This window comes from Pseudoalteromonas holothuriae, from assembly GCF_945859825.1.
GTDB classification, from domain to species: Bacteria; Pseudomonadota; Gammaproteobacteria; order Enterobacterales; family Alteromonadaceae; genus Pseudoalteromonas; species Pseudoalteromonas holothuriae.
Genome location: NZ_CAMAPC010000010.1, coordinates 37286 through 50556, shown reverse-complemented (window position 1 = coordinate 50556; position 13271 = coordinate 37286). Strand labels below are relative to the sequence as shown.

Here is a 13271-nt window from a genome sequence, read left to right as displayed (position 1 = left end):
CACACCCTAAGAGAATTGAAGTATATGGTTGCACAAAATGGCTAAGAAGACGATCCAACGATTTTTACCCGATCACAATAAGATCAAACAGCAAAAGTCACTCAAGATTTTTGGTCGTTTACTACATGATGCCAATTTATGGCATTTAAACCGCCGTTCCGCTCGTGGGGCATTTTCTGTCGGGTTATTCTTCGCATTCATCCCTGTTCCTTTTCAAATGGTGCTAGCTGCTGCTTTCGCGATTCCATTTCGCGTTAATTTACCACTGTCCGTTGCATTAGTTTGGTTAACAAACCCACTAACTATGCCGCCTATTTTCTACTGCTCCTATATCGTTGGCGTATTTGCCTTAGGACAAGAAACCCAGCCTTTTCATTTTGAAGCCAGCTGGGAATGGCTTACACAAAGTATCACAACTATAGGCCCGGCTTTCATAGTCGGCTCACTCATCTGTGCCAGTGTTGCTGCAATAATCGGTTACTTTGGGATTGACTACTTATGGCGACGTTCAGTTAACAAGGCTTGGTCCTCCCGCGGTCAGTAATAAACTATAGACAATAAAAAAGCCCTTTCGGGCTTTTTTATTGTCTATTCGTTCATCTGACTAATAACTTGAGTTTTTTTCTTCTTAACCAAGCAAATGGCATCACTAATAAACTCAATAACAAAGCACTCCCCGACTGGCGTTCATAGGTTTCGGCTTCAGGCGGTGCACAATCTTCTATCTGCCCTTGAGGTGTCGGCGTCAATAACACTGGCAAAGTAACAGACTCATACTCAATCTCGCCATTACTGTCTTTTTCTATATTGCCAAGTCTATCTCTACGCTCTACGGTTTTTGTCGCAATAGCATAAATATGGTTTGACTCGGTTATTTTAATCGCTTCAGCAACCGTATAGGGATAATTGTTACCGCTATCATCTTTACATGGCAGTAAATCGTTTATATTTAAAAGCTTTTCATCGCCAACTTTATATATAAACCCCTCTCTACGACGATTACTGCTATTTTTCTCAATTTCAGCTTGGCCAATAATATATCCAGCATCATTAATATCGGTAGTAATCGTGCTCGACCCCTTAAAAAAATAAGGCATTTGGGTATATTCTTTCGTATTCAAATCATAGTAAAAGCCATATTGGTCAAGTATTGAGCCATTTCCAACTCGTCTACCCATATACCCGATAGCAATATTATTATTATTTATATCAGTCGCTTTACCTGTTGCAGCTCTGTTTTCTAATTCTTTAAATGGCACAAGTTTACCATCTTCAAAATAGCCTGCGATATTAAATGGATAAGCAACTGAACCATCCTCTTCTCCACGATAAGGAGAGTAACCAACAGTAACACCTGCTTTATTAACAGCAAGTGCCGCACTAACAAAGGCATCGTTCTCATCATCCTTAGGTGTTAGTCCAAGCCCTAAATTGGTTGTACTTATAACATTAAAGCTTTCATCTAGCTGCCATTTAAAAGCTCTTAAATCATAAAACTGCCTTGATGATACTTGCTGTAACCATCTACACACTTGTAGAGGTTCATCTTTTGAATCACAGTTATCATCATAATTTTTTTGACGATTTTCAGGTATACCGACACTCGATTGACCAACGACAACATATCCACCGTTGTCTAGCTTTTTAATATCAGTTGCAATACTATAACCACCATGCTCGGTAAACTCAGGCTCTAAAATAACCTTTTCACCTTGTGGGGTTATTACTACCCCTCTTGAGCTCCAGTCTCTGATAAAAAACGTTTCTTCATCCGACTGCCCCTCTGGTGTAAAAGTTGTTTTTGAAAAAGGGGCTGATCCCCAGCCCACCATCACCCCATCTTCACTAATGGCTGTCAGGTAATTAGATGTAGAACGTGTTAAGCCATTAGTATCACTATTTTCAACATCGAATAACACATGCTCTTGTGCCGATATTGCATCAATATCTAATGCGATTCTGTCTTGTAATTTTTGATATTCGGCCGAATTAGCTCGGGCACCTAAAAAGCTCAGCATAAAACGATTTGCATCAGCGTTGGTCGCTGCTGCACCATTTTTTATATCTTCCAATGTAAAAGATATTTCTTCATCTATTTGTTCGTAAGAACGCTTAGCCTGATCATATGCATTTTTAATGGTTGCATCATCGAAATCTATATAGCTGACATCAATTGGTAGATTAAATAAACTGGTTGCAGCACCAATTATTTGACCATTATCATTTACATCAGAAATAAACGTATACTTTGCGCCTTCATAGCGAGGTAACTCTGTTAACTGATAGGTTGCTGCCAGTGCTTGGCTACTTAAGCCAGCTAAAATACTCACAGCTAAAAATGTGTGCTTCATTTCAATCCTTACTACTGATTTTGTAATGCTTCTAGTTCTTCCCAACGCTCGAACGCGATTTCAAGCTTCGACTCAAGTTCAGCTAATTCGTTCAACGCATTTTGAGTAGTTTGTGCATCTTGTTTAAAAAAATCCGGTGAGTTCACAATTTCTTGCTGTTGCTCTAGAGCTTGTTCAAGTGACTCTACTTTACTTGGCAACTGTTCCAATTCAAGTTTTAATTTGTAACTCAACTTGGTGGATTTGTTATCAACCGTTTTGACCTGCTTAGCTTGTTTTTCAACATCTTGCTTATGTTGCTTTTCAAGTGCTTTAGCCTGTGCTTCACGATATGACAAATATTGCTCGTAATCTGAATATCCGCCCACAATATCAGTGATCTGACCATCACCTTCAAACGCCCAAACGGTATTACAAGTATTATCAATAAACTCACGGTCGTGACTAACAATTAAAATCGTGCCTTGATATTGGTTAATAATATCTTCCAATAGCTCAAGGGTTTCAATATCTAAATCGTTAGTTGGTTCATCAAGTACCAGTACATTTGATGGTTTTAAAAATAACTTTGCTAATAGCAAACGGTTTTTCTCACCACCTGATAACGCTTTAACAGGCGTTCTTGCTCGTGCAGGCGGAAATAAAAAGTCTTGTAAATAGCCTAAAACATGACGGCTACGCCCACCCATCATAACTTCTTGCTTACCTTCAGCTACATTATCTTGTACCGTTGCTTCTTCATCTAGCTTCTCTCGGTATTGATCAAAATAAGCCACCTCAAGGTTTACCCCTTGCTTAATTTTACCCTCATCAGCAGCCAGCTGACCAAACAATAATTTAAGTAAGGTCGTTTTTCCGACTCCGTTTGGCCCTACAAGACCCACTCTGTCACCACGCATTACCAAAGTTGAAAAGTCTTTGGCTATTTTTTTCTCTTTAAAAGCGTGGTACACATGCTGCGCTTCAAAGACTAATTTACCTGAGCGCTCTGCTGTTTCAATATTGAAGTCTGTTTTACCTACTTGCTCGACGCGTTGTTTACGCTCATTGCGCAACGCTTTAAGCGCTCTGACCCGACCTTCATTACGTGTTCTTCGAGCTTTAATACCTTGCCTGATCCAAGTTTCTTCTTCAGCTAACTTTTTATCAAATAGCGCATTTTGAGTTTCTTCAACTTTTAAGTCATGCGCCTTTTGTTCTAAGTACTTCGCATAGTCGCCTGGGTAAGAAATCAGCATACCTCTATCAAGGTCTAAAATACGGGTTGCCACTGCACGTATAAATGCCCTATCGTGAGAAATAAATACAATGCCGCCTTTAAACTCTTTTAAAAACTGCTCTAACCAGATCACACTATTCATATCTAAATGGTTAGTTGGTTCATCAAGAAGCAACAAATCGGGATCGCTAACTAATGCTTTCGCTAATGCAACCTTACGCAGCCAGCCCCCTGAAAGTTTTTCTAAACGCATGTTTGCACTCAGCTCTAGCTGAGTTAACACTAAATTTATACGACTTTCAAAACGCCATGCATCAGCCGCTTCAATTTTGTTAGAGAGCTTTTCGAGCTTATTAAGTAGCTTTGGCGATTGGTCAGTTTGCAGTGCATCACTGATATGATGAAATTCGATAAGGAGCTCTGCAATATCTGGTAAGCCACTTGCTACATAATCAAATACAGAGCCTTCTACACCTTTCGGTGGGTCTTGCTCTAGGCGCGATATTTTTAACTCTCCGATGCGATTTATGTCACCATCGTCAAGTAATACTGCACCGTCAAGTACCTTGAGTAAAGTCGACTTACCTGCACCATTTCGGCCTACGATACATACGCGCTCACCTGCTTCAATAAGCGCATCTGCATTATCCAATAATGGGTGTGTTCCAAACGCTAATTGCGCTTTTGATATTCTAATTAAATCCATATTATTCTACGAGTTGTTGAATTTGTTGTAATTCGAAAGGCCAATATAAAACCTGTTCGTCACTGATTTTTTTTATAACAGGAATAGATGTTTGATAAATATCCATCAACGCTTGATCATCTATTATATCAATATGCATAACGTCGCTTTCGCTCATTACTTGAAGCGTCATTTCATAGGCTTGCTCACACAAATGACAACCTTGTGTGTAATACAAAATTACTTTAGCCATGAGTTATTAACCAACTATTGTGAATTTGCTTATTGCGCTTGAAATCAGGAGATAGTGTGTTGTCTGAAATATTCTCAGCCTTTAAGCCTAAACCTATCAAGCCAACTTCATCCATCTTAAAGCCGCGCTTATTGTTTGAGAATATCAAGGTGCCCTTTGGGCTTAAGATTTTCTTAATCCAAGTTAGTAGCTGAATATGATCGTTCTGCACATCAAATACATCTTTCATTCGTTTAGAGTTTGAAAATGTAGGTGGATCTAAAAAGATCAAATCATATTGCCCCTGAGCATGCTCCAACCACTTTAAACAGTCAGCTTGCTCAAAACGATAACGTGGGTTTTTAAGATTGTTTAGCGCAAAGTTATCTTCTGCCCATTTTAAATATGTTTTTGACATATCAATAGTCGTGACAGACTTAGCACCACCGAACGCAGCATGGACCGACGCCGAACCTGTATATGCAAACAAATTTAAAAAACGCTGATCTTTGGCATTTTGTTGAATGTAACGACGCACTAAACGATGGTCTAAAAATAAGCCTGTGTCTAAGTAATCGAATAGATTCACCTTAAACTTAGCGCCAAACTCTTCGATTGTATCGTAGCGATGTTGTTTATCCATCGCAGTATATTGCGACTCGCCCTTTTGCTTTTTACGTACTTTTACGGCAATATCTTCGGGCGCTATATCAAGCTGCTCTGCGGTTAAAGTGATCACATCTTGTAAGCGTTTTTGCGCCACAACATCGTCAATTTCTTTAGGCGCAGCATACTCAAATATGACCGCAGAATTGTTATACACATCGACAGCAACATTATACTCAGGAATATCCGCATCATATACACGGTAAGCATTAACTTGCTCTTTCTTCAACCAACTTTTTAAACCTTGTTTATTTTTCTTTAAACGATTAGCAAATGCGCTCGACCCTTCAAAGTTTAACCCCGTTTTTTGCTCATTTTGAGATACCTGACGCGCGTTAAGATCATAAAGGTTTAATTCAACATCTATTGGACCATTTTTAAATTTATAGCGTTTTTCACGCGCAAGCTTTAATAATTTAAATAAACTATCGTCAGTGCCCAAAAGTGCCAGTTTCCAATCTTGAAAGTGCTTTTTAAAAGCAATACCTAAATTACGATATAAACTGACCAACTCTGCCATCGATCCTAAACGCTCACCATACGGTAAGTTACTTAATATAACACCTGCTCGTTTAGCAACGCTATTTAATCCATTCGCATCTTTTACTGTAAACTTGATTTGGCTGTCTACATCGGCTCTATGTGCATTTTGCTTCGCAACATCAATAACTTTGCTATCAAAATCACTGCCTATAAGCCATAAACTATTATCCGTCTGAGAAGACTTTACATCGGCTATGGTTTCGTCAAACTTAGATTTCCGAAAACTTGGAAGACGTTTAAACGCAAATTCTTTATTGATGTTTGGATATATGTTGTTTGCCATACATGCGGCTTCAATCAGCAGCGTACCTGAACCACAACATGGGTCAAAAAGCGGACGAGAAATATCATCTAACCAACCACTGCGTTTAACCAAAGCAGCGGCTAAATGCTCACGAATAGGAGCTTTACCTTGACGTGTTCGATAACCCCTATCAGATAAGCGAGGGCCTGAGTAATCAATATATAATGCGCACTTATTTTTATTTAGTTTGGCAATCACTCTGATGTTTGGATCTGTTTTATCTACATTAGGGCGCTGCTCATACAAATCATTAAAATAGTCAACAATGCCATCTTTTATAACAAGCCCTGAAAATTGCGTATTTTTAAGCTCAGTGTTAGTGCCATTGAACTCAATTGCAAACGTTTGAGTTGGACCAAACCAATCTTGCCACGCTTGGAAGCGCGCAAATTTATAAAGCGCAGCTTTATCATTTATCTCTTCACTTTCATCGATCATTAACATAACACGTGTAGCAAAACGCGTTGTTAAACAAAACCTTTGAGCTGCGATGTTATCGGCATTAAACCTGACTGAGCCAACGCTTTGCTTGCCTAGCTCTAGGCCTGCTTGTTGAAGTTCTTCAGCGAGGAGATGTTCGATACCAATAGATGTAAGCGCGATAAATTGCAATGTACTAACCCTTTATATTCAATTACCCGCGAGTATAACATAGGTTAGAGGGAGCTTGATCACGCCATTTGGGAAATTTTATTACTACTTAATACTGGATGCACACGGTTATTTAGAACTTTGATTGCTTGAAATTGCTCTAATCTCAGGTTTTCATCTAAAGCAAATTCACCACTTAAACTAATACACAAACAAGTACTATCAATTTGTTCAACAATAAAAAAATCACCTTGCTGTTGATTTGAACGCAAACGAATAATCGCTTCCGTACAAGGCTGCTCTCCTGAATAAATTTCAAAGAACCAACTTTTAGCTTGAACAGGGAGTAAATAAAACTTCGCAGCTGTTGCATTAAGTGCTATTTGACAACACTGGGGTTCAGACCAAACATTAAAACTGCGAAGATAATCAAATACGTTTTGATAGTAGCCTGCTTCGCTAATACTAAGGTGGGGGTTACTATAAGCGTCTTGTGTAAGTTGACGTATGCGAAAAGGAGTACAGAGAATTAACTCCTCTCCTAAATCTACAAGCAAACGGTTTTTTTCGCGACAACTAATCCATTGCCACTCTTTTGATGCCTGCAAAATAAAACCCCCGTACTATTTTACTTTGTTGAATAGTACAAGGGATTATAAACAAAAATAGTAAGCTGTAAAAATTTTTTATAAGAACAATTTGTAGATGATCATTGACTTATATAACTGATCCTTATAAACCATCAATGATCTTTTTCACCAATTTTGGGCCTTCGTAAATAAAGCCAGTGTACACTTGAAGCAATGATGCACCCGCATCAAGCTTCTCTTTTGCAGACAGAGCAGAGTCAATACCACCTACTCCAATAATCGGCAGTTTACCTTGTGTAAGGCGCTTAAGTTCACTCACTACAAACGTAGACTTTTCTCTGACAGGTTGACCTGATAAACCACCTGCTTCGGTCGCATATTGCATACCATCAACTGCACCACGTTCTAAAGTGGTATTAGTTGCAATCACACCATCAATTCGGTTTTTTTGTAAGGATTCAGCTATTTGCGCAACTTGCACAGCATCAATATCCGGTGCAATCTTAACTAACATAGGCACAGATTTACTGTGCTTAGCTATTAGGTCCATTTGCTCATTTTTAAGACTTTGCAATAAATCGTCAAGGGCATCTCCGTATTGTAAATCTCGTAGCCCAGGTGTATTTGGTGAAGAAATATTTACAGTGATATATGAAGCATGTTCAAATACTTTTCTCATACAATGAATGTAATCATCTTTGCCTTGTTCATTTGGCGTATCTTTATTTTTCCCAATGTTGATCCCTAAGATCCCATCATATTTTGCGGCTTTCACATTATTTACTAAATTATCCACGCCTTTATTGTTAAAACCCATTCTATTAATAATTGCGTGTGCTTCTGGCAATCTAAAAATGCGCGGCTTTTCGTTGCCTAACTGTGGCCTTGGTGTAACCGTTCCTACTTCAAGAAAACCAAACCCCATTTGCGCAAATGCATCTATACACTCTGCATTTTTATCTAAGCCTGCAGCAAGCCCTACTGGATTTTTAAGTTCTAAGCCAAGGAAGTTTACTGGTTTATCCGCGACAGATTGCGACCATGCCATACTCAACGGTGTATGTGCAAAACGTCTTAAATTATCTAATGCAAATTCGTGTGCCCATTCAGCATCACGGCTAAACATATAGCGACGCGCAATATCATAAAACATGAAAACTCCTCAAAATTCCTAAGTAACATAACAATCTATAATTGAATACAGACAAAAAAATACCCCAGCAAGGCCGGGGTATTTTAACTATTTAAAAATTATTTAATAGTGTCACAATTGTGACTCAACAACATTAGCTCTCGTAGCGCTACTGAAAACTTAGCAAAGTCATGGCTTTGTGAAGTCTTAAACTCTTGTAACATTTGCTGCCAACGATGTAATAGTAATGATTGGTTGTCCATCCACTGTTCTATTAATGCATTTACATCTTCTTCATCACCCTCAAAGCTGTTTAGCACCACTTCTGTTAGTGAGCGTTGTTGCCAATCTAGCTCTTCACGGTATGAAGCACGAGCAAGTGCCTGCCAATGATTTGATACAGGTTGGGCTGTGATCTGATCTAAGAACCAATGCAAGCCCATACTTGCGCCAAGGTTAAAGTAGGTATTTGAAACCAATTCAACATTACGATTAGAGTTTTGCGCGACTTCAGCTAAGTCCATCACTGAGAACAAGCTAGATAAAGATACGATACGTAAAGCGATGTCACCTGGTACGCCTTTCTCTTCTAGCTTTTTAGCATTTGCCATAATCGAAGCACTTTCTGATTCAATCATATAACTGTTTAAATTATTGCTCACATCTTTAAACACTGGTGCAAAAAACTCGATTGTTTGCTCAATTGTCATGGCTTTATTACGATGACGTAAGAACCAACGCGTAGCTCGACGAACCGTACGACGCAGTTGATAAAGCATCTCGGTTTGCACCGTTGATGGGATCTTGTTATCCAGTTGAGCAATAGCACTCCATGTGCTCTTCATTTCAAAAATTGCACTGGCAATTGAGTAGCAAAGTGCAATTTCGCTGTCACTTGCACCTGTTTCTTCGTTCATGCGAACCATGAAGTTCAAGCCCATATCATTAACAATGTTATTTGCTAATTTTGTGGCGATAATTTCTTTACGTAATGGATGGTTATCCATTGCTAAATTGAACTTTTCACGCAGTGGAACTGGGAACGATGTAACGAGTAGTTGACGATAATATGGGTTTTCAGACACATCATCTACAACGAGTGACTCTTTTAAAACCATTTTTGAATAAGAGACCAGCACAGATAACTCTGGACGTGTAAGGTCCTTATCTGCAGCAGCACGCTCCGCAAGCTCTTCATCTGTTGGTAAGAATTCAATGTTTCGATCAAGCTTACCGTCTTTTTCAAGGGCATGAATAAACCGTACTTTCTCTTTTAACGTTGCTGGACCTTTTGATTTAGTAATCGAAAGTGTGTGTGTTTGACGATAACAATCAGCCAACACCAACTCAGAAACTTCATCGGTCATTGAGTAAAGTAACTCGTCACGTTGCTTTTGAGTTAAATCACCTTCAGCAACAAGACCGTTTAATAGAATCTTAATATTAACTTCGTTATCAGAACATGCCACACCACCGACATTATCAATAAAGTCAGTATTAATACGTCCGCCTTTGCTCGCAAATTCGATACGGCCTAGCTGAGTTGCGCCTAAGTTGCCACCTTCACCGAAGATTTTAGCGCCAAGATCAGCACCATTAATGCGCAACGCATCATTGGCACGATCGCCAACTTCTGCACTTGTCTCTTTAGAGTGCTTAATATAAGTACCGATACCACCATTCCAGAGCAAATCAGACGGCATCATCAAAACAGCCTTGATTAGCTCATTCGGTGTCATGCTTGCTTTCTTAGTGCCAAGCATTTTTTTCATTTCAGCTGTCAATGTAATAGATTTAGCTGCACGAGAAAAAATACCCCCACCTTCTGAGATCAACGATTTATCATAATCTTCCCAAGAAGAGCGAGGTAATGCGAATAAGCGCTCGCGTTCAACATAAGATTTAGCAGCGTCAGGGTTAGGGTCGACAAAAATATGCATATGGTTAAACGCGACTTGCAATCGAATATGCTTTGATAGCAACATACCATTACCAAACACGTCACCTGCCATGTCACCTATACCGACAGCGGTAAAGTCTGTAGTTTGACAATCAATGTCCATTTCACGGAAATGTCGTTTTACAGATTCCCAAGCACCTTTAGCGGTAATACCCATTTTCTTATGGTCATAACCTATTGAACCACCTGATGCGAATGCATCACCTAGCCAGAAATTATATTCTTGGGCTATACCATTGGCAATATCCGAGAAAGTGGCAGTCCCTTTATCAGCCGCTACAACTAAATATGGGTCATCTTCATCATGGCGAAGTACACTTTGAGGTGCAACGATTTCACCATGTACAATATTATCGGTAATATCGAGTAAACCACGAATGAAAATTTTGTAACACTCTTGTCCTTCTTTAAAGAACGCTTCGCGCTCACTAGGTAGTTGCTTACATACAAAACCACCTTTAGAGCCAACGGGTACAATTACCGTATTCTTAACTTGTTGTGCTTTAACTAAGCCTAACACTTCAGTACGGAAATCTTCTCGTCTATCAGACCAACGCAAACCACCACGCGCTACTTTCCCGCCGCGAAGGTGAACACCCTCAACACGCGGTGAGTAAACAAAAATTTCAAATGCAGGCAATGGCAATGGCATATCTGGTATTTCGCTAGGTTTGACCTTAAACGAAACATAAGATTTGTTGCTACCATCTTGCTCTTTTTGGAAAAAGTTGGTGCGCAATGTCGCATTAATCATATCAACGTACAAACGAATGATACGATCGTCATCTAAGTTTGCGACATTTTCCAAGTCTTCATAAATACCAGCGATCACTTTATCGATGGTTTTTTGAGCTGCCGGCTTTGATGGAGAAAACTTTTTAACGAATAAATCAACAATTTTAGCTGCAATATGCGGATAGTGATCAAATGTATTCTCAATATAGCTTTGCGAAAATGTCACTCCAATTTGGCGCATATATTTAGCATATGCACGAAGAATGGATGCTTCACGACCCGTCAAGCCACCTAGAAGCACTAAACGATTAAAACCATCATTTTCTAAACGGTTATGCCATACATTTGTTAACGCGGCACGAAAGCGCGCTGATACTTTGTTGAAATCAGCAATACCTTTGCTATCAAGCAGCATTGAGAAATCCATGATCCAATTTACTTGACCATCGCTTGATTTAATTGCAAAAGGTGTTTCACCAATCACACGTAAACCAAAGTTTTCAAGCATTGGCATCACATCAGACAAATGAATAGGCACGTCTTTGTGAAACAAACTTAAACGCACGATTTGTGAGTTTGCTTCTTCTTGTGGACGATAGAACAGCATATCTAGCTTGTTCTCATCATCAAGTTGCTCTACCTTTTCGATATCAACAACTGATGCACTTGGTAACACTTCATCTTTATAAGCTCTTGGAAATGCTGATGCATACTTTCTAAATAATTCATTACCACGAGACTCACCCGCACTTTCAAGCAACGCATCATGAAGTTTATCTTCCCAAGTGCGAGCGGCTTCAATTAGGTTGTTTTCAATATCTTTCACGTTATATTCAATATTATTATCTGCTACACGTACAGTATAATGCGTTCTTGCAAGCGTAGATTCTGAGAAGTAGGTTGTGAATTCAACTTTTTCTTTTGATTGGAACGCATTGGCCAACAATTGTTGAGTTTCACGTCTAAGTGCGGTGTTATAACGCTCTCTTGGTACATAAACCATACAAGAAAAGAAACGACCATAAATGTCTTTACGAACAAATAAACGACACATGTCTCGCTCTTGCACTTGCAGTACACCCATGGCAACTTCTAAAAGTTCCGCTTCACGAGCTTGAACTAGCTCATCTCGAGGGTATGTCTCAAGGATATTTAACACGGCTTTATAAGCGTGCGTTCCTTGCGCAAAATCACACATTTGCATGATGCGATTAATCTTGCTTTTGAGCACCGGCACATCAGCAGCACTGTTGTTGTAAAAGCTTGATGAAAACAGGCCAATAAAGCGGTCTTCACCAATCACGTTACCGTCGTTATCAAAACGCTTAATACCTACGTAATCTACGTATGCTGGACGATGCACTCGTGACAATGAATTTGTTTTGGTAAGAATGAGTAAGTTACTACTACGCGCTTCTTTACGGGCGACTTCTGGTAACTCAGATAATAACCGCCCTTGAGCATCAGAAGATTTTTTCATTAAACCTAAGCTAGTCTCTGTCACATGCTTAAGTTCATAATCTCCTTGAACTGGGCACAAATCATATTGACGATAGCCCATAAAAGTAAAGTTATCTTGTGTTAACCAGTCAAGGAATTCTATTGCTTCTTTTACTTCACTTTCATCGCATTTAAAATCACGTTTTGGTAAATCTTTAATGACTGACTTAAGTTTATTGCGAATCGGTAGCCAGTCTTCTACTGCCAAAGACACATCTTGTAAAACAGACTCAAGTTCTTTTTTAAAGGCTTCAATTTCTCTTTTATCCGTTTGACGGTCTATTTCAATAAAGAACACCGTTTTGGTCGATGTCGACTCTTGTTCTGTTTTTAAGTTGGAAATCGCGGAGATACTTGCGTCATCATTACGTTGAATTTTCAGAGGACAGTGTAACAATAAATGCGAAACAATATTTTCGCGAGTCATCGCCATACGCACTGAATCAACCAAAAAAGGCATATCTTTGGCTATTATCTCTACGATTGTATGAGATGACTGCCAGCCATCTTTTGCTACCTCAGGATTGAATACGCGAATAATCGCATCATCTGAGTTATTTTGTTCGAGAGAATTCCAAAGACTAAGTGCAGCGCCATATAAGTCACTATCGTTGCGGTTTGCCAAGTCCTCTTTACACATATTGCTGTACAAGGCTTTGGCAAATTTTTCAACGAGTGACACGTTTTCTGCATGAACTTTCTTGTGGATCAACTTACATACGTTATCCAAGATAACTGATGCTGGACCTTCATTTTGTGTCAT

General features: G+C 39.2%; 8 protein-coding genes. 1 reads left to right on the top strand and 7 read right to left on the bottom strand.

The window, feature by feature from the left end; translation table 11 throughout:
• The first annotated feature begins 37 nt into the window (after positions 1-37).
• Positions 38-544 (top strand): DUF2062 domain-containing protein, encoded by a 507-nt coding sequence (locus tag OCI93_RS13150; protein ID WP_261593477.1) that lies wholly within the window; start codon positions 38-40, stop codon positions 542-544.
• 52 nt (positions 545-596) lie between these two features.
• Here the strand turns inward: OCI93_RS13150 and OCI93_RS13145 are convergent, their stop codons facing one another.
• The 7 genes from OCI93_RS13145 to OCI93_RS13115 all read right to left on the bottom strand — a co-directional run bounded on the left by OCI93_RS13145 (position 597) and on the right by OCI93_RS13115 (position 13271).
• Entirely contained in the window at positions 597-2351 is a 1755-nt protein-coding gene (locus OCI93_RS13145; protein ID WP_261593476.1) for a DUF3466 family protein, read from the bottom strand.
• An 11-nt stretch (positions 2352-2362) separates the two neighbouring features.
• Complete coding sequence (uup, locus tag OCI93_RS13140; protein ID WP_261626580.1) at positions 2363-4276, bottom strand: ATP-binding cassette ATPase Uup; 1914 nt, start codon at positions 4274-4276, stop codon at positions 2363-2365.
• A 1-nt stretch (position 4277) separates the two neighbouring features.
• Positions 4278-4508: a glutaredoxin family protein gene (locus OCI93_RS13135; RefSeq protein ID WP_261593474.1), complete on the bottom strand. Its 231-nt coding sequence runs from the start codon at positions 4506-4508 to the stop codon at positions 4278-4280.
• Positions 4501-6612 carry a bifunctional 23S rRNA (guanine(2069)-N(7))-methyltransferase RlmK/23S rRNA (guanine(2445)-N(2))-methyltransferase RlmL gene (gene rlmKL / locus OCI93_RS13130; protein WP_261626579.1) on the bottom strand — a complete coding sequence of 704 codons (2112 nt, stop codon included), beginning with the start codon at positions 6610-6612 and terminating at the stop codon, positions 4501-4503. The genes OCI93_RS13135 and rlmKL overlap by 8 nt, the downstream gene beginning before the upstream one ends.
• A 59-nt stretch (positions 6613-6671) precedes the next feature.
• On the bottom strand, positions 6672-7202 hold the full coding sequence (locus OCI93_RS13125) for a cell division protein ZapC (protein WP_261626613.1): 531 nt from the start codon (positions 7200-7202) through the stop codon (positions 6672-6674).
• Between the two features lie 121 nt (positions 7203-7323).
• Complete coding sequence (gene pyrD / locus OCI93_RS13120; RefSeq protein WP_261626578.1) at positions 7324-8334, bottom strand: quinone-dependent dihydroorotate dehydrogenase; 1011 nt, start codon at positions 8332-8334, stop codon at positions 7324-7326.
• 98 nt (positions 8335-8432) lie between these two features.
• A complete protein-coding gene (locus OCI93_RS13115) occupies positions 8433-13271 on the bottom strand; it encodes an NAD-glutamate dehydrogenase (RefSeq protein ID WP_261626577.1) in 4839 nt (1612 codons plus the stop codon).

Coding starts and splice junctions, on each gene's coding strand:
- OCI93_RS13115 (WP_261626577.1), bottom strand. CDS start 13,271: ATGACACAAAATGAAGGTCCAGCATCAGTTATCTTGGATAACGTATGT.
- uup (WP_261626580.1), bottom strand. CDS start 4,276: ATGGATTTAATTAGAATATCAAAAGCGCAATTAGCGTTTGGAACACAC.
- OCI93_RS13150 (WP_261593477.1), top strand. CDS start 38: ATGGCTAAGAAGACGATCCAACGATTTTTACCCGATCACAATAAGATC.
- OCI93_RS13135 (WP_261593474.1), bottom strand. CDS start 4,508: ATGGCTAAAGTAATTTTGTATTACACACAAGGTTGTCATTTGTGTGAG.
- OCI93_RS13145 (WP_261593476.1), bottom strand. CDS start 2,351: ATGAAGCACACATTTTTAGCTGTGAGTATTTTAGCTGGCTTAAGTAGC.
- pyrD (WP_261626578.1), bottom strand. CDS start 8,334: ATGTTTTATGATATTGCGCGTCGCTATATGTTTAGCCGTGATGCTGAA.